This window comes from Klebsiella sp. ME-303, from assembly GCF_007910085.1.
Classification (GTDB): Bacteria; Pseudomonadota; Gammaproteobacteria; order Enterobacterales; family Enterobacteriaceae; genus Klebsiella; species Klebsiella michiganensis.
Genome location: NZ_VOJB01000072.1, coordinates 194120 through 210617 on the forward strand (window position 1 = coordinate 194120; position 16498 = coordinate 210617).

Genomic DNA, 16498 nt, shown 5'->3' on the forward strand with positions numbered 1-16498 from the left:
GCGCTTACGAAAAACTGACTGCCGAAGGCGTGAAGGCGCGCGTGGTTTCCATGCCGTCCACCGACGCGTTCGACAAGCAGGATGCCGCTTACCGTGAAGCCGTGCTGCCGAAAGCCGTCTCTGCGCGCGTGGCCATCGAAGCGGGTATCGCCGACTACTGGTTCAAATACGTGGGCCTGAATGGCGCGATCGTTGGCATGACCACCTTCGGTGAGTCTGCGCCGGCGGAGCAGCTGTTTGAAGAGTTTGGCTTCACCGTGGACAACGTGGTCGCGAAAGCGAAAGCGCTGCTGTAGTTCTTTTACCGCCTCCGGGCTACGGGCCAGCGCGGTCGGGTAGCCCGGACAGGTGCGCAGCACCGCCTCCGGGTAAAAACTCTGGCTGCCGCCGTAAAAAACGGGTCGCTCTGGCGGCCCGTTTCTTTTTCAGACCATCCTCAGCACCCTACCTTTTTCCAGAAGCACCCGGCGGGAAAAGTGCCGCCGTGTAAACGCCTCATCGTGGCTGATGGCCACTACGCTGGTCCCTCTTTTGCGGCAAACCGCCAGCCACGCTTCAAATATTGCCAGCCAGTGCTGGTCAAAATCGCGGCTGGGTTCGTCAAGCAGCAGTATTTCTGGCGCCATGGCTTCCAGAGAGGCGACGGCGACCATCCTGCGTTGGGCGGTATGTAAATCCAGCGGATGCGCGTCGGCTACGCTCTCCAGCCGGCATAATTTCAGCGCCGCCGCGGTGCGTTGCGCAACCTCCGCAGAAGGCAATTTCTGGAGCCGCAGCCCAAAGGCGACCTCTTCCGCGACTTTGCTGTGGAAGAGCTGGTTTTCGGCCTCCTGAAACAGCACGCCGATGATATTGGCGCGTTGACGGTTTTTGTATTGCGCAATCGGCTTATCCAGCAAATTGACGCTACCGGACGTGGCGGGTAGCAGTCCGGCCATCACCCGCAGCAGGGTGGATTTCCCCGCGCCATTATCGCCGGTGAGCGCCAGCCATTCCCCCTGGCCGAGCGCCAGCGAGATATTTTGCAGACAGTCAGCCGTCGCGCCGGGCCAGCGCCAGGTCACCTGATTCAACGTTAGCATAGCGGGGAAAGCGCTCCATCGTGCAGTCGCCATCCCTGCTGACACCAGGCAAGAAAAGGCGAAGGGGGGCGTTCAAAAAGGATAATCAACGAACGCTGCGCCAGCGCCCAGTGCCCCAGGCGCTCCAGAAGCATAGCGCTTGCCTGCGCCGTCAGGCGGCTAAAGGCTTCGTCAAGGATCAGTAGCGTTGGCCGCATAGCCAGCGCGCAGGCGATCGCCACGCGCTGGGTTTCTCCCCCGGATAGCGTGGAGGGGTGGCGATGTCGTAACGCCTGGCACGCCGTCAGCGTCAGCGCTTCGTCAATACGGCGCATAATCTCCTCTTCGCTGAGGCAGAGATTTTCAGGGCCAAAAGCGACCTCTTCTTCGACGCTGAAGGTACAGCCGGAAAGCTGGAGATAGGGTGATTGCTGGACCAGCTGGATGGCCTGCGCCCGTTCGACCAGCGATTGCTGGCCGATGGGGATACCAAGCAGGGTGCCTTTACCTTCGATATCGCCGGGCAGAAAATCCGGATACCAGCCCGCCATAATCTGCGCCAGAGTGCTTTTCCCGCTGCCGCTATCGCCAAAAATCGCCACCATGCCGGGCTGCGAATAATGGAAATCAAAGCATGCCGCAGATCGCGCCGCCTGGGTCGGGTGGTAGCGGAATTGTTCTAACGTAACCATAGCCAGGCTCCAGCTTCAGCGACCATCGCCAGCAGCATGCCGTAACGCGCCAGACGTTGTAAGGCGCTGTCTTTCGGCGCCCAAAGCGTGGTGCGCCGACGATGTAAACGAAATGCCCGCATATCCAGCGCCGCTCCGCGTATCGCCAGATCGTTAAGCGCGTTGTGGGTCAGAGGGATAATGAGCGCAGGCATAGCGCGCAGCCGCTGATAGCCGTTCTCGTCCAGCGGTACGCCGCGGGCGCGTTGGGCTTCGTGGATAATCGTCAGCTGGCGCTTTAGCTGTTCGACAACCAGCAGTGGGCCAGCGAACAGATAAGCGACGCCCGGCGGCAGGCGTGAAGCAAACAGGGCGCGAATAAAGCGCTGTACCGGTACGTACTCCATCCACAGCTGTGACGTTGAAACAATCGCCAGAATTCTCAGCCACAGCGTGATGGCGCTGGCCCAGCGCTGCGGGTCGCGGGGGTGGCCGCTCAGCCACTGGGTAAACCAGCCGCCGTGGACCAGCCACAGGCCAATGCCCAGCGAGAAGAGGAGCCAGGCGACGTATTTTGCCCGCCGCCGCGTCGCCCTGAACAGCAGCAAGCTGAGAAACGCCGCAGCGCTATACACCGGCAGCGCCGTCTCTGCGGGTAGCAGCAGCGTAGTCGCCGCCGCCAGCGCCCAGAGGGTTAATGACGTAAAAGGGTGCATTAGCGTACGGCAGACATCGCAGGAAACTGACGCAGCGTGCGCAGCGGCAGCTGGCGCAGCAGGATCCAGACGATAATCGCGGTAAGGATTTTATCCACCAGATTAGCGCCTAAGACGGTAATCGCCACCGATTCCAGCAGATTCTGACCTGCCGAATGGATCCAGGCGACAAACAGATCCGCGCCGCTGCCCGTCACGCCGCCGAACAGCGCCGTACGCAGCGGTACGGCGACCGCGGTCACGGCGAGGGTAATGACAACGCCGCTAATGACCACCTTCGGTAAGGTGCGGAACCATCCCGCGCGCGCCAGCCATCCGGCGACCAGACCAATCACCATCGCCACCGGCGCAAAGGCGGCGGCAATCGGATCGGTCAGCAGCCCCCACAGGAGGTTGGTCAGTAACCCGGTCAACATGCCAATGACCGGGCCGAGTAAAACCGCGCTGATTAAGGTGCCGATCGAATCGAGAAAGATGGGAAGCTTTAACAGACTGATGAGCTGTCCGCCGATCATATTGATGGCGACGGCGATCGCAATCAGCACCAGGGACTGGCTGGTAAATTGGCGACGAGCCATATAAACCTCTTTAAGGGGAAAAGTTATCGGGATGAAATGACCAGTTCGTCATAGCCGGAAACCGCGCACGGCTGACGGCTAAACGCCAGGGAGGTCAGTTCGCCTATCACCAGCTCAAGGGTGGTGCGGACGGTACAGCCGGGCATCATATGGCCACCGAGCATGGCGCCTTGCGGATCGGATATCGCTAAATGGAGATGTTCACCTTGCCATTCCAGCGTGCCGTTCAGGGAGATAACCTCATAGGTTCCGGTCAAAAAAGTGGTCTCATCCTGGCCGGCAAAACGTAATGCCGCATCGCTTAAGCTGCCGGTACAGCCGGCTATCCAGGCAGCCTGAATCTGTTGCTCTTGTATGAAGGCGCGCAGGCGTGAAAAAACCTCCTCGCCCGGAAGTAAGCGAAGCGCATAGTAACGAGCCGCAGAGGGCTGCAAGTGGGGGATTGTCATTTTTTCGAGGGACTCCGAGACTCGGACGTAACGGTCATCATATCGCCGCTAAACGGTATAGTTTCTGATATAAATCAGTGTTTGCCGCCCGGCAACGAAAAGATTTTGCTACGCTTATTCGTCATTGTGGAATAGGGAATAAATTCCGCGGCAGAGAGGGTAAAAGTGTGATGTAAGTCAGATAAATGGTTTCTCCGGCTGGACAATCATTCCTTTTATTCCTTGTTTGGCTTATTCTAGCTGAAGCGTTTCAGTCGTCTAAATGTTCGACAATTAATCAATCAGTCGCAGTTTGCGACAGGTAAGGTTTCCCTTAGAGCGTTGCTGCATTACTCTGTCAGCCACCTCATATCATGGATAGCCTTGCAGGAGACCTATGACCATACGCATTGCGATTAATGGCTTCGGTCGCATCGGGCGTAACGTGGTTCGTGCTTTGTATGAATCCGGGCGTCGTGCGGAAATTACCGTGGTGGCAATCAATGAACTGGCGGATGCTGCCGGCATCGCGCATTTATTGAAATATGACACCAGCCATGGGCGCTTTGCCTGGGATGTACGTCAGGAGAGAGAGCAGCTGTTTGTTGGCGACGATGCCATTCGTCTTTTGCATGAATCTTCCCTTGAGGCGTTGCCCTGGCGGGAACTGGCGGTTGATGTGGTGCTTGACTGTACCGGCGTTTACGGCAGCCGCGAGCATGGCGAAGCCCATCTTCAGGCCGGCGCCAGAAAAGTGCTTTTTTCACACCCTGGCGGCAACGACCTCGACGCGACGATCGTTTTTGGCGTAAATCATGCTGAGCTCAGAACCGAGCACCGTATCGTCTCCAACGCCTCCTGCACCACCAACTGCATTATTCCGGTCATTAAGCTGTTAGATGATGCCTATGGCATTGAGTCAGGAACGGTAACCACGATCCACTCATCAATGAACGATCAGCAGGTCATTGATTCCTGGCATCCGGATTTACGCAGGACGCGAGCGGCCAGCCAATCAATCATCCCGGTTGATACTAAGCTTGCTGCGGGGATCACGCGTTTTTTCCCTCAGTTTAACGATCGCTTTGAAGCGATCGCGGTTCGTGTACCGACGATTAATGTGACGGCGATCGACCTTAGCGTAACGGTGAAAAAACCGGTAAAAGCAAGTGAAGTCAACCAGTTGCTGCAAAAAGCAGCACTGGGTGCATTTCATGGTATAGTTGACTATACGGAATTGCCGTTAGTCTCGATAGATTTCAACCACGATCCCCATAGCGCCATTGTCGATGGCACACAAACGCGGGTAAGTGGCGCGCATTTGATCAAAACGCTGGTCTGGTGCGATAACGAATGGGGCTTTGCTAACCGGATGCTCGACACCACGTTAGCGATGGCCGCACAAGGTTTCAGGTAAGGCGCTCAGGCGCCTGCAAAACTTTATCAAGAATCAACGAGAGGATTCACCATGTCTGTAATTAAGATGACCGATCTGGATCTGGCTGGTAAACGCGTTTTTATCCGTGCGGATCTGAACGTACCGGTTAAAGAAGGGAAAGTAACCAGCGACGCGCGTATCCGTGCTTCTCTGCCGACCATCGAACTGGCCCTGAAACAGGGTGCGAAAGTGATGGTCACTTCCCACCTGGGTCGTCCTACCGAAGGCGAGTACAACGAAGAATTCTCTCTGCTGCCGGTTGTTAACTATCTGAAAGACAAACTGTCTAACCCGGTACGTCTGGTTAAAGATTACCTGGACGGCGTTGAAGTCGCTGCCGGTGAGCTGGTGGTTCTGGAAAACGTTCGCTTTAACAAAGGCGAGAAGAAAGATGACGAAGCGCTGGCGAAAAAATACGCTGCGCTGTGCGATGTCTTTGTTATGGATGCGTTCGGTACCGCTCACCGCGCGCAGGCTTCTACTCATGGTATCGGCAAATTCGCTGACGTCGCTTGCGCAGGTCCGCTGCTGGCCGCTGAGCTGGACGCCCTGGGTAAAGCGCTGAAAGAACCGGCTCGTCCGATGGTTGCTATCGTGGGTGGTTCTAAAGTTTCTACCAAACTGACCGTTCTGGACTCCCTGTCTAAAATCGCTGACCAGCTGATCGTCGGCGGCGGCATTGCCAACACCTTCGTTGCCGCTCAGGGCCACAACGTCGGTAAGTCCCTGTACGAAGCCGATCTGGTTGACGAAGCGAAACGCCTGCTGACGACCTGCGATATCCCGGTTCCGACTGACGTTCGCGTGGCAACCGAGTTCTCTGAAACCGCAACCGCTACCCTGAAATCTGTTAACGACATCAAAGATGAAGAGCAGATTCTGGACCTGGGCGATGCTTCCGCAGAGAAACTGGCTGAAATCCTGAAAAACGCGAAAACCATCCTGTGGAACGGCCCGGTCGGCGTGTTCGAATTCCCGAACTTCCGCAAAGGTACTGAAATCGTGGCTAACGCCATCGCAGACAGCGAAGCGTTCTCCATCGCAGGCGGCGGCGACACCCTGGCAGCAATCGACCTGTTCGGTATTGCTGACAAAATCTCCTACATCTCCACCGGCGGCGGCGCATTCCTCGAATTCGTGGAAGGTAAAGTTCTGCCGGCAGTAGCCATGCTCGAAGAGCGCGCTAAGCAGTAATTCAGTTCAGGCGGGGAGACCCGCCTGTTTTTCAGCGCGCGTAAAAGCTCGCGAACCTTCTTCAACGGTCGAAGATACAGATACAGGACTACGTAACATGTCTAAAATTTTTGATTTCGTAAAACCGGGCGTCATCACTGGCGACGACGTTCAGAAAGTGTTCCAGGTAGCTAAAGAAAACAACTTTGCTCTGCCAGCGGTAAACTGCGTGGGTACTGATTCCATCAACGCCGTTCTGGAAGCAGCTGCAAAAGTTCGTTCTCCGGTTATCGTTCAGTTCTCTAACGGCGGCGCTGCGTTCATCGCGGGCAAAGGCGTGAAAACTGACGTTCCTCAGGGCGCAGCCATCCTGGGCGCTATCTCTGGCGCGCATCACGTGCATCAGATGGCTGAGCACTACGGTGTTCCGGTTATCCTGCACACTGACCACTGCGCTAAGAAACTGCTGCCGTGGATCGACGGTCTGCTCGACGCGGGTGAAAAACACTTCGCCGCAACCGGCAAACCGCTGTTCTCTTCTCACATGATCGACCTGTCTGAAGAGTCCCTGCACGAAAACATCGAGATCTGTTCTAAGTACCTGGCGCGTATGGCCAAAATGGACATGACTCTGGAAATCGAACTGGGCTGCACCGGCGGCGAAGAAGACGGCGTGGACAACAGCCACATGGACGCTTCTGCTCTGTACACCCAGCCGGAAGACGTTGATTACGCGTACACCGAGCTGAGCAAAATCAGCCCGCGTTTCACCATCGCCGCTTCCTTCGGTAACGTACACGGCGTTTACAAGCCGGGCAACGTGGTACTGACCCCGACTATCCTGCGCGACTCTCAGGAATACGTTTCTAAGAAACACAACCTGCCGCACAACAGCCTGAACTTCGTATTCCACGGTGGTTCCGGTTCTTCCGCTCAGGAAATCAAAGACTCCGTAAGCTACGGCGTGATCAAAATGAACATCGATACCGATACCCAATGGGCAACCTGGGACGGTATCCTGCAGTACTACAAAACTAACGAAGCTTACCTGCAGGGCCAGCTGGGCAACCCGAAAGGCGAAGACCAGCCGAACAAGAAATACTACGATCCGCGCGTATGGCTGCGCGCTGCACAGACGTCCATGGTGACCCGTCTGGAGCAGGCATTTAAAGAGCTGAACGCGATCGACGTTCTGTAAGAAAGGTTTGTTGCTTACCCGGAAGCCCGCAGAAATGCGGGCTTTTTTATTATCTGAACAACATGAAATGTTGCTAAATAAATGTGATCAATTTGGCAAAACGCACTCTTATTGTTTACCCTTAACCTGTTTGTAATTATCAGGTTTGGTTATTTTTTCCCCGTCCGGGTATCCATAAGGAAAGTTGAATGGAAGATTTGAACGTTGTCGATAGCATAAATAACGCCGGTTCATGGCTGGTGCGCAATCAGGCATTACTGCTGAGCTATACCGTCAACATTGTCGCGGCTATCGCGATTATTATTGTCGGTTTGATCGTGGCGCGGATTGTTTCCAACACCGTCAATCGCCTGATGCGGGCGCGGCATATTGATGCCACCGTTGCCGATTTTCTCTCTGCGCTGGTACGCTACGCCGTTATTGCTTTTACCCTGATCGCCGCTCTCGGCCGCGTGGGCGTGCAAACCGCCTCGGTGATCGCGGTGCTCGGCGCCGCGGGCTTAGCCGTCGGTCTGGCGCTGCAGGGCTCGCTGTCTAACCTTGCCGCTGGCGTCCTGCTGGTGGTCTTCCGCCCGTTCCGCGCCGGTGAATACGTTGACCTTGGCGGTATCGCGGGAACCGTGCTGAACGTGCAGATTTTCTCCACGACCCTGCGCAGCGCGGATGGCAAAATCGTGGTGGTGCCGAACGGTAAAATCATTGCCGGGAATATCATCAACTTCTCCCGCGAGCCGGTGCGCCGCAACGAGTTTATCATCGGCGTGGCCTACGACGCTGATATCGATAAAGTGAAGCAGCTGCTCACCAATATCATCGAATCGGATGAACGTATCCTCAAAGATCGTGAAATGACCGTGCGTCTCAATGAACTGGGCGCTTCTTCGGTGAACTACGTGGTGCGCGTATGGAGTAAGAGCAGCGATCTGCAAAGCGTATACTGGGACGTTCTGGAGCGTATTAAGCGCGACTTTGACGCCAACGGCATCGGCTTCCCGTATCCGCAGATGGACGTTCACGTCATTCGTCCGCAGGAAAAAGCAGAGTAATTCTCCTCTTTTATACAGGCCGGTTCGTCCGGCCTTTTTTCTGCGCCCTATTAGTAGTTCTTATTAACGATTAAAATTTTCAATTTCCTCTAATGATTTCCGCGCGCTATATTCCCCGGCATTGACTCTTTCAGTGGAAATCACTTCCGATGTTATCGTATTACTTTCAGGGTCTTGCCCTGGGAGCGGCCATGATTTTGCCGCTCGGTCCGCAAAACGCCTTTGTGATGAATCAGGGCATTCGCCGTCAGTACCACCTGATGATTGCTCTGCTGTGCGCCATCAGCGATCTGCTGCTGATCTGCGCCGGGATTTTTGGCGGCAGCGCGCTGCTGATGCAGTCACCGTGGCTGCTGGCGCTGGTGACCTGGGGCGGCGTCGCTTTTTTATTGTGGTACGGCTTTGGCGCGCTGAAAACGGCCTTGAGCAGCAATCTGGCGCTGGCCAGCGCGGAAGTGATGAAGCAGGGGCGCTGGAAAATTATCGTCACCATGCTGGCGGTCACCTGGCTGAATCCGCACGTGTATCTGGATACGTTTGTGGTTCTCGGCAGCCTTGGCGGGCAGCTGGCGATGGAGCCGAAGCGCTGGTTTGCCTTAGGTACCATCAGCGCCTCATTCTTATGGTTCTTTGGGCTGGCCCTGCTGGCCGCCTGGCTCGCCCCGCGCCTGCGTACGGCGAAGGCGCAGCGCGTTATCAACGTGCTGGTCGGTCTGGTGATGTGGGTCATTGCCTTCCAGCTGGCGAAGGACGGCTTCGCTCATGTTCAGGCGCTGCTTAACTAAGCCTTGTCCGATGGACTTTCTCCGCGTACGCGCTAAGCTTGCAGGCATGCGTCTGCGTATAGACGACCCTTGCAGGCATGCGTCTGCGTATAGACGACCAATGTAAGATGGAGAAACGACAGTGAAGTTAAAAGTCATGGCCCTGGCGGCGGCACTCGGATTTAGCGCAATGGCGGTTCAGGCAAATGAGTTGCCAAACGGCCCACATATTGTCACTTCAGGTACCGCCAGCGTCGCTGCGGTTCCTGATATCGCTACGCTGGCGATTGAAGTAAACGTCTCCGCGAAAGACGCGGCATCCGCTAAAAAACAGGCCGATGAGCGCGTGGCCCAGTATCTCTCCTTCCTGGAGAAGAGCGGCATTGCGAAGAAAGACATTAACTCAGCTAACCTGCGTACCCAGCCTGATTACGACTATCAGAACGGTAAAAGCATTCTTAAGGGCTACCGCGCGGTGCGTAGCGTTGAAGTGACGCTGCGCCAGCTGGATAAGCTCAACGGTCTGTTAGATGGGGCGCTTAAAGCCGGCCTGAATGAGATCCGTTCGGTTTCACTGGGCGTGGCGCAGCCGGACGCTTATAAAGATAAAGCGCGTAAAGCGGCGATTGATGATGCCATTCACCAGGCTCAGGAGCTGGCTACCGGGTTCCACGGCAAACTGGGGCCCGTCTACAGCGTTCGCTATCATGTCTCCAACTACCAGCCGAGCCCGATGGTGCGGATGATGAAAGCCGATGCGGCGCCGGTTTCTGCTCAGGAAACCTACGAGCAGGCGACCATTCAGTTTGATGACCAGGTGGACGTGGTGTTTGAGCTGCAGCCGACCCAGCCTGCGCCAGCATCTGCGGAACCGGCGAAACCCGCTGAAGAACCCAAAGCCGCACAGTAATCCTGTCGCCCGGCCTTCGCGCCGGGTTTTTTCTGTCACTATCTGTAAAATTGAGAGCGCGACAAAAGTCTTTTCCCTGAATAAGGTAAGGATATATCCCTGTTCTACGATGAGGTGAGCATGGATATCTTTATTTCGAAAAAGATGCGCAATTTCATTCTGTTGGCGCAGACCAATAATATTGCCAGAGCGGCGGAAAAAATTCATATGACCGCGTCTCCCTTCGGCAAAAGCATCGCTGCGCTGGAGGATCAGATCGGCTATACGCTATTTACCCGTAAAGATAACAGCATCAGCCTCAATAAAGCGGGGCAGGAGCTCTATCAGAAGCTGTTTCCCATTTATCAGCGCTTATCGGCCATCGATAACGAAATTCACTATTCCGCGCACCGCTCGCGCAACATCGTTATCGGCATCGACAATACCTATCCAACGATTATTTTCGATCAGCTCATCAGCCTGGGCGATAAATACGATGGCGTAACCACCCAGGCCGTGGAGTTCAGCGAGAATGGCGTGATTGATAACCTGTTCGATCGCCAGCTGGATTTTATTATCTCGCCGCAGCATGTTTCGCCCCGCGTGCAGGAGCTGGAAAATTTGACCATTAGCGAACTGGCGCCGCTGCGTCTGGGGTTTCTGGTTTCCCGCCGTTATGAAGATAAGCCGCCGCAGGATCTGTTACGTGAGCTGCCCTGGCTGCAGATGCGTTTCCAGAACCGGGCCAATTTTGAGGCGATGCTGGACGCGTATATGCGCCCCAGCGGGATCAACCCGACGATTATCTATCGCCCCTACAGCTTTATGGCCAAAATTAGCGCCGTAGAGCGCGGGCAGTTTTTGACGGTTATTCCTTACTTCGCCTGGCGTCTGGTGAATCCGGCGAAGCTGAAGTACTTCGACGCGCCCGGCAGCGCGATGTATATGCAGGAGTATCTCTATTCGCTGAAAAATCATCGCTATACCGCCACGATGCTTCAGCATATTACTGAAGATCGCGACGGCGCGGAGGGCTAGCCGAGCATTGAACCGTGCTCAAGCAGATTACGATGCAGGTCGAAGGCGTGGGCGAGGTCGTGGTGAATATGTCCGCCGGGAGCGCTCTCCAGATAGCGATGTAAATAGTCCCGGTAGAGCGGATGCGCGCAGTTATCAATGATGGCGCGGGCGCGCTGCAGCGGCGATAGCCCGCGCAGATCGGCGATACCCTGCTCGGTAACGATCGCCTTCACGCTGTGCTCGCTGTGATCGACATGGCTGCACATCGGCACGATGGTGGAGATCTTCCCGTCCTTGGCGATGGACGGCGCCATAAAGATAGAGAGCCAGGCGTTGCGTTCAAAATCGCCGCTACCGCCGATGCCGTTCATCAGATTCACCCCGGCTACGTGCGTCGAGTTGGCGTGACCGTAGATATCAAACTCCAGCCCCACGTTGAGGGCGATAACCCCCAGACGGCGGATAATTTCCGGATGATTGGAGATCTCCTGCGGGCGCAGGACAATACGGCTGGCGAAGAAATCCATATTGTCGTAAATCTTGCGCAACGAACCGGCGGATATCGTCAGGCTGGAGGCGCTGACGCCGGTGATTTTCCCCGTTTCCAGCAGATGAACCACCGACTCCTGTAAAACTTCCGAGTACATCATAAAAGCGGGGATATCCGGATTTTCGCCCAGCCGCGCCATGACCGCATTGTTGATATTGCCCACGCCGCTTTGCAGCGGCAGAAATTCTGGTGGGATGCGTCCGCGAGCCATCTCTTCCAGCAGAAAGGTGACCACGTTATCGGCAATTTTCTGACAAACCGGATTATTGTTATCCAGAACGTTTCCGGCGTCGGGCAGCTCGGTCTCCACCACAGCGACAATCTTTTTCGGATCGATTTGCACGTACCGGCTGCCCACGCGATCCATCGCATGAAAGATGGCGATGCTGTTGCGCCGCGGCGGGGCGCCGGGGATCACGATATCGGCCAGCTCGGCAACCCGCGGGCTGTGGTAGTGATTCAGCTCAATGATCACTTTCTTCGCCCGCAGCAGCCAGGTTGGCGCGTTGCCGATACCGCTGGTGAGCCAGACCCGTCCGTCCGGCGCGATAGCCGAAGCTTCGATCACCGCGACATCAATCTCGCCAAAGAACCCATAGTTGACCATTTGCGCCACTTCGCTCAGGTGCAGATCGACAAACTTCACCTGCCCCTGGTTGATTTTTTGTCGCAGTCCGGAGGCAGTCTGATACGGCGCGCGCCACGAGACGGCATCGGCTGCCGATAGCGCATCATCGGCGGCGGCGCTGATGGAGGCGCCGGTCAGCAAGCGGATCTGAAAAGGCTTCTGCGCCCGATGTAATTCGTCAGCGCGGCGAGCGATGGCCGCGGGCAGCGCTTTAGGCGAACCGGCGGGCGTGAATCCGCTGAACGCCACCATCTGGTCGTGCTGGATAATCTCCGCCGCTTCATCGGCGCTCATCCGTTTCATTTTATACTCCTTAATCCGGCGTGATTAATGGCCGACGAACTCAGGTTTACGCTTTTCCATAAACGCGCTCATGCCTTCCTGATAATCCACGCTGTCGTAGACGGCGCGACGCATTCCCTGAATACGTTCGAACTCATCGGAATTCATGGTGTGGGCTTCGCCAAGCACGCGCAGCTCTTCCTTAATGACCGCGATCGCCAGCGGCGCTTTCTCGGAGATGTGGTGCGCCATCTGCAAGGTAAAATCTTCCAGTTCGTCGGCGTCCACCACGTGATTGAGAATACCGACCGCCAGCGCGCGCTGGGCGGTAATCGGCAGGGCGGTGAAAATCAGCTCTTTCACGATATGAAAGCCGGCGTCGCGGGTCAGATTGTGGATGCCGACCAGGTTGTAGGGCACGCCGAGATTCACCGGCGTCATAGAGAACGTTGACGTGCTGGCGGCGATGATCAGATCGGAGCTCATGATCATCTCAAACGCGCCGCCCCAGACGCTGCCTTCGACCATGGAGATCACCGGTTTCGGATACTTTTGGATCATACGGGTGATCTGACGCAGAGGATCGTCATACGAGAGCGGATCGCGGCGCCCGCCGGGCAATTCGTGGATGTCATGGCCGGCGGAGAAAACCTTTGCTCCCCCGGGCGCGCGTAAAATGACGCAGCGAATTTCCGGCCGGTTGAGGTCGCTCAGCGCCTGCATCAGATCGTCGATAAACACCTTGCTTAAGGCATTGAGCTTGCGGCTATAGTTGAACTCAATCACCGCAACCTTGCGGATAATTTCGACATTAACATATTGATAAGACATAAATATCCTTTTACGCAAAGTAATGATTCTGGAGGAATTCGCTAATCTGCCGCAGGCCGGTGCGCGGCGAGAGGCCGTTGTTTTTCACCGCCTGTAGCGTTTGCTGGAAGTAGCGTGCAAAGTCGGTTCGGGCAAACAGCAGGTGCAGCGCCTCGGTTTCGGCCTGCTTTTGCAGCCACTCCAGCGCCTGGCGCTGGCGCAGTTTTTCCAGCTCGCCGCTGTCGGTGAGGGTGGTTTTGAAGTCAAGAATTGCGAGCCAGACGGCTTCGATGCCGCGCTGCTCCAGCGCGCTACAGCTCAAAACGCGCGGCTGCCACGCGGCGTGCTTGCGGCGCAGAATATGCAGGGCGGATTCATACATATGACGGGTGATTGCCACGCTGGCGCGGTTCTCGCCATCATCTTTATTGATAACCACGATATCCGCCATCTCCATAATCCCCTTCTTAATGCCCTGCAGATCGTCACCGCCGCCGGCGATCTGCAGCGAGATAAAGCAGTCCACCAGCCGGGAGACCTCCGTTTCCGACTGGCCGACGCCGACGGTTTCGACAATTACCGCGTCATAGCCCGCCGCTTCGCACAGCAGTATCAGCTCCCGCGCGCGCAGGCTGGTGCCGCCCAGATGGCCGCTGGAGGGCACCGGGCGGATAAATGCCGAGTCCGATCGCGCCAGTTCGATCATGCGCGTCTTGTCGCCAAGAATGCTGCCGCCGCTGACCGGGCTGCTCGGATCGACCGCTATCACCGCGACCCGCAGGCCGTGGCGAATCAGCAGCATGCCGAAAGCTTCCAGAAAAGTGCTTTTTCCGGCCCCCGGCGTGCCGGTGACGCCGAGGCGCAGGGCGTTGCCGGCGAAGGGCATAATGGCATCCAGCAGCTGTGCGCTTAGCGCCTGGTGGCGGGGATGCTGGCTCTCCACCAGCGTCATGGCCTGGGCGAGCGTGGCCCGCTCGCCCAGGCGTAGTCGCCGCACGGCGTCCGTCAGCGTGGCGTGGTTAATCATGATATTGGCTAATCCTCATCAGGACGTCGCGTACGCTCTCCAGCATCGGCGTACCGGGGCCGTAAATGGCGGCCACGCCGCGCGCCTGCAGGAAGGCGTAATCCTGCGGCGGGATGACGCCGCCGGCGATGACGCAGATATCTTCCCGCCCCCATTTTTTCAGGGCATCGACCAGCTCGGGGATCAGGGTTTTGTGGCCTGCCGCCAGAGATGAGGCGCCCACCACGTGCACGTCGTTTTCCACCGCCAGGCGGGCGATCTCTTCTGGCGTGGAAAACATCGGGCTCAGGTCAACGTCGAAGCCGAGATCGGAATAGGCGCTGGCGATCACTTTGGCCCCGCGATCGTGGCCATCCTGACCCATTTTGGCGATCAGAATGCGCGGGCGGCGGCCGCGTTCCGCGAAGAATTTTTCGGTTTGCGCAACAATAGCGTCGAACTCGCCGGCTGCTTTGTCTGACTGGTGGTAGCTTTGCGCAATCACGCCGGTGACGCACTGGCTGGGTACCAGGTAGCGGTCAAACGCCGCCTCCAGCGCGTCGGAAATTTCGCCCAGCGTGGCGCGGACGCGGGCGGCGTTGATGGCGGCGGCCAGCAGGTTTTCACCATGCTGCGCGGCGTGGGTGAGGGCGTTCAGCGCGGCTTTTACCGTCACGTCGTCCCGACTGGCGCGAATTTTTTCCAGCGAGGCGATCTGTTCGTTGCGCACCTTGACGTTGTCGATCTCCAGTACCGCCGTTTCATCTTCTTTTTCCAGCTTGTACTTATTGACGCCGACGATGACGCGCTTGCCCTGGTCGATCAGCGATTGTTCGCGGGCGGAGGCCTCTTCGATCATCCGTTTCGGCAGTCCGGCCTCGATCGCCTTTGCCATTCCGCCCGCGTCGTCGATCTGCTGCATAATGGCCCGCGCCTGCTTAACGATCCGATCGGTCAGCGATTCGAGGTAGTACGATCCGGCCAGCGGATCCACGGTGCGGCAGATCTCTGACTCCTCCTGGATGATAATCTGCGTATTACGCGCGATACGGGCGGAAAAGTCGGTGGGCAGGCCAAGCGCCTCGTCGAAAGCGTTGGTGTGCAGCGACTGGGTGCCGCCGAGCGTGGCGCCGAGCGCTTCGATAGTGGTGCGGATCACGTTGTTATACGGATCCTGCTCGGTGAGGCTCCAGCCGGAGGTCTGACAGTGGGTGCGCAGGGCTAAGGATTTCGGATTGGTGGCGCCGAAGCCGCTTACCGCTTCGCTCCACAGGTAGCGTGCGGCGCGCAGCATGGCGACGTTCATAAACAGATCCATACCGATGCCGAAGAAAAACGACAGGCGCGGGGCGAAGTCATCGATTTTCAGCCCGGCGGAGAGCGCGGCCTTGATGTATTCGATACCGTCGGCCAGGGTAAAGGCCACCTGCTGCACGCAGTTGGCTCCGGCTTCGCCCATGTGGTAGCCGCTGATGCTGATGGTGTTAAAGCGCGGCATGTTGCCCGAACACCAGGCGATGATGTCGGCGATAATGCGCATTGAGGGCTTTGGCGGGTAAATATAGGTATTCCGGCACAGGTACTCTTTCAGAATATCGTTCTGGATCGTGCCGGTGAGCTGTTCCGGCGCAACCCCTTGTTCTTCCGCCGCGACGATATAAAACGCCATTATCGGCAGCACCGCGCCGTTCATGGTCATCGATACGGACATCTTATCCAGCGGGATCCGATCGAATAAAATCTTCATGTCTTCGACGGTATCGATCGCCACGCCGGCTTTCCCCACGTCGCCCGCCACGCGCGGGTTATCGGAGTCATAGCCCCGGTGGGTCGCGAGGTCGAAGGCGACGGAAAGCCCTTTCTGCCCGGCGGCGAGGTTGCGGCGATAGAAAGCGTTGGACTCTTTGGCGGTAGAGAAACCGGCGTACTGGCGGATGGTCCACGGCTGTGCGGTGTACATGGTGGCGCGCGGGCCGCGAACGAAAGGCGGCAGGCCGGGCAGGGTGCCGGTCACTTCCAGATTATCAAGATCGGCTTCGGTATACAGCGGCTTAACGTCAATGCCCTCTGCCGTCTGTTTTACCAGGGCATCGACGGTTTTTTCCCGCCGGCTGAGCTCTTTGTTGGCGAGCGTTTGCCACTCCCGTAACTCTGACATGTTGTGCTCCGTATGCGCAATGAAATGGGATATTGCAAATACGGTGAGCTTTTTCATCGCCTCTGTCGCCAGCAAAAAATAG

Annotated in this window: 17 protein-coding genes; 8 read left to right on the forward strand and 9 right to left on the reverse strand. The window is 57.0% G+C overall.

The genetic code is table 11. The annotated features are described in order from the left end of the window. The coding region (locus tag FQK12_RS27650) for a transketolase-like TK C-terminal-containing protein (RefSeq protein WP_275951730.1) at window positions 1–296 on the forward strand (296 nt) is incomplete at its 5' end. A 129-nt stretch (window positions 297–425) separates the two neighbouring features. Here the strand turns inward: FQK12_RS27650 and FQK12_RS11690 are convergent. Genes FQK12_RS11690 through FQK12_RS11710 form a run of 5 tightly spaced genes read right to left on the reverse strand, consistent with a single transcriptional unit; the run spans window position 426 to window position 3475 of the window. Next, window positions 426–1082, reverse strand: a complete 657-nt coding sequence (locus FQK12_RS11690; protein WP_014226824.1) for an ABC transporter ATP-binding protein — start codon at window positions 1080–1082, stop codon at window positions 426–428. Then, a complete protein-coding gene (locus FQK12_RS11695; RefSeq protein WP_014226823.1) occupies window positions 1076–1753 on the reverse strand; it encodes an ABC transporter ATP-binding protein in 678 nt (225 codons plus the stop codon). The genes FQK12_RS11690 and FQK12_RS11695 overlap by 7 nt, the downstream gene beginning before the upstream one ends. Then, window positions 1741–2448, reverse strand: a complete 708-nt coding sequence (locus FQK12_RS11700) for an energy-coupling factor transporter transmembrane component T (protein WP_014226822.1) — start codon at window positions 2446–2448, stop codon at window positions 1741–1743. The genes FQK12_RS11695 and FQK12_RS11700 overlap by 13 nt, the downstream gene beginning before the upstream one ends. Next, window positions 2448–3026: an ECF transporter S component gene (locus FQK12_RS11705; RefSeq protein WP_014226821.1), complete on the reverse strand. Its 579-nt coding sequence runs from the start codon at window positions 3024–3026 to the stop codon at window positions 2448–2450. Before FQK12_RS11705 ends, FQK12_RS11700 begins: the two co-directional genes overlap by 1 nt. Before the next feature lie 23 nt (window positions 3027–3049). Next, window positions 3050–3475 carry a PPC domain-containing DNA-binding protein gene (locus FQK12_RS11710; protein WP_032693818.1) on the reverse strand — a complete coding sequence of 142 codons (426 nt, stop codon included), beginning with the start codon at window positions 3473–3475 and terminating at the stop codon, window positions 3050–3052. Window positions 3476–3851: 376 nt separating this feature from the next. Between FQK12_RS11710 and epd the strand changes: the two genes are divergently transcribed. The 7 genes from epd to srsR all read left to right on the forward strand — a co-directional run bounded on the left by epd (window position 3852) and on the right by srsR (window position 11000). Next, complete coding sequence (gene epd / locus FQK12_RS11715; RefSeq protein ID WP_014226819.1) at window positions 3852–4871, forward strand: erythrose-4-phosphate dehydrogenase; 1020 nt, start codon at window positions 3852–3854, stop codon at window positions 4869–4871. A 51-nt stretch (window positions 4872–4922) separates the two neighbouring features. Beyond that, window positions 4923–6086, forward strand: coding sequence for a phosphoglycerate kinase (gene pgk, locus FQK12_RS11720; RefSeq protein ID WP_014226818.1), 1164 nt, complete (start codon window positions 4923–4925; stop codon window positions 6084–6086). Window positions 6087–6183: 97 nt separating this feature from the next. Beyond that, window positions 6184–7263, forward strand: coding sequence for a class II fructose-bisphosphate aldolase (gene fbaA, locus FQK12_RS11725; RefSeq protein WP_009654956.1), 1080 nt, complete (start codon window positions 6184–6186; stop codon window positions 7261–7263). Window positions 7264–7451: 188 nt separating this feature from the next. Continuing rightward, the gene (locus FQK12_RS11730) at window positions 7452–8309 is read left to right on the forward strand and encodes a small-conductance mechanosensitive channel MscS (protein ID WP_014226817.1); all 858 of its coding nucleotides are present in this window, start codon (window positions 7452–7454) and stop codon (window positions 8307–8309) included. A 149-nt stretch (window positions 8310–8458) separates the two neighbouring features. Further along, window positions 8459–9094, forward strand: coding sequence for an arginine exporter ArgO (argO, locus tag FQK12_RS11735; RefSeq protein ID WP_014226816.1), 636 nt, complete (start codon window positions 8459–8461; stop codon window positions 9092–9094). A gap of 121 nt (window positions 9095–9215) precedes the next feature. Further along, window positions 9216–9983 carry an oxidative stress defense protein gene (locus tag FQK12_RS11740; RefSeq protein ID WP_014226815.1) on the forward strand — a complete coding sequence of 256 codons (768 nt, stop codon included), beginning with the start codon at window positions 9216–9218 and terminating at the stop codon, window positions 9981–9983. 120 nt (window positions 9984–10103) lie between these two features. Beyond that, the gene (srsR, locus tag FQK12_RS11745; protein ID WP_014226814.1) at window positions 10104–11000 is read left to right on the forward strand and encodes a LysR family transcriptional regulator SrsR; all 897 of its coding nucleotides are present in this window, start codon (window positions 10104–10106) and stop codon (window positions 10998–11000) included. Here the strand turns inward: srsR and FQK12_RS11750 are convergent. The 4 genes from FQK12_RS11750 to scpA are packed head-to-tail and all read right to left on the reverse strand — an operon-like array spanning window position 10997 to window position 16416. Then, the gene (locus tag FQK12_RS11750; protein WP_014226813.1) at window positions 10997–12463 is read right to left on the reverse strand and encodes an acetyl-CoA hydrolase/transferase family protein; all 1467 of its coding nucleotides are present in this window, start codon (window positions 12461–12463) and stop codon (window positions 10997–10999) included. The two genes, srsR and FQK12_RS11750, sit on opposite strands and share 4 nt — an antisense overlap. Before the next feature lie 24 nt (window positions 12464–12487). After that, window positions 12488–13273 (reverse strand): methylmalonyl-CoA decarboxylase, encoded by a 786-nt coding sequence (gene scpB / locus FQK12_RS11755; RefSeq protein ID WP_014226812.1) that lies wholly within the window; start codon window positions 13271–13273, stop codon window positions 12488–12490. A 10-nt stretch (window positions 13274–13283) separates the two neighbouring features. Next, the gene (meaB, locus tag FQK12_RS11760; RefSeq protein ID WP_014226811.1) at window positions 13284–14279 is read right to left on the reverse strand and encodes a methylmalonyl Co-A mutase-associated GTPase MeaB; all 996 of its coding nucleotides are present in this window, start codon (window positions 14277–14279) and stop codon (window positions 13284–13286) included. Next, window positions 14272–16416: a methylmalonyl-CoA mutase gene (scpA, locus tag FQK12_RS11765; protein WP_014226810.1), complete on the reverse strand. Its 2145-nt coding sequence runs from the start codon at window positions 16414–16416 to the stop codon at window positions 14272–14274. The genes meaB and scpA overlap by 8 nt, the downstream gene beginning before the upstream one ends. Between the last annotated feature and the right edge of the window lie 82 nt (window positions 16417–16498).

Excerpts from the sequence above, each read along its gene's own strand:
- FQK12_RS11690 (WP_014226824.1), bottom strand. The coding sequence starts at position 1,082 with ATGCTAACGTTGAATCAGGTGACCTGGCGCTGGCCCGGCGCGACGGCT.
- FQK12_RS11695 (WP_014226823.1), bottom strand. The coding sequence starts at position 1,753 with ATGGTTACGTTAGAACAATTCCGCTACCACCCGACCCAGGCGGCGCGA.
- FQK12_RS11700 (WP_014226822.1), bottom strand. The coding sequence starts at position 2,448 with ATGCACCCTTTTACGTCATTAACCCTCTGGGCGCTGGCGGCGGCGACT.
- FQK12_RS11705 (WP_014226821.1), bottom strand. The coding sequence starts at position 3,026 with ATGGCTCGTCGCCAATTTACCAGCCAGTCCCTGGTGCTGATTGCGATC.
- FQK12_RS11710 (WP_032693818.1), bottom strand. The coding sequence starts at position 3,475 with ATGACAATCCCCCACTTGCAGCCCTCTGCGGCTCGTTACTATGCGCTT.
- epd (WP_014226819.1), top strand. The coding sequence starts at position 3,852 with ATGACCATACGCATTGCGATTAATGGCTTCGGTCGCATCGGGCGTAAC.
- pgk (WP_014226818.1), top strand. The coding sequence starts at position 4,923 with ATGTCTGTAATTAAGATGACCGATCTGGATCTGGCTGGTAAACGCGTT.
- fbaA (WP_009654956.1), top strand. The coding sequence starts at position 6,184 with ATGTCTAAAATTTTTGATTTCGTAAAACCGGGCGTCATCACTGGCGAC.
- FQK12_RS11730 (WP_014226817.1), top strand. The coding sequence starts at position 7,452 with ATGGAAGATTTGAACGTTGTCGATAGCATAAATAACGCCGGTTCATGG.
- argO (WP_014226816.1), top strand. The coding sequence starts at position 8,459 with ATGTTATCGTATTACTTTCAGGGTCTTGCCCTGGGAGCGGCCATGATT.
- srsR (WP_014226814.1), top strand. The coding sequence starts at position 10,104 with ATGGATATCTTTATTTCGAAAAAGATGCGCAATTTCATTCTGTTGGCG.
- FQK12_RS11750 (WP_014226813.1), bottom strand. The coding sequence starts at position 12,463 with ATGAAACGGATGAGCGCCGATGAAGCGGCGGAGATTATCCAGCACGAC.
- scpB (WP_014226812.1), bottom strand. The coding sequence starts at position 13,273 with ATGTCTTATCAATATGTTAATGTCGAAATTATCCGCAAGGTTGCGGTG.
- meaB (WP_014226811.1), bottom strand. The coding sequence starts at position 14,279 with ATGATTAACCACGCCACGCTGACGGACGCCGTGCGGCGACTACGCCTG.
- scpA (WP_014226810.1), bottom strand. The coding sequence starts at position 16,416 with ATGTCAGAGTTACGGGAGTGGCAAACGCTCGCCAACAAAGAGCTCAGC.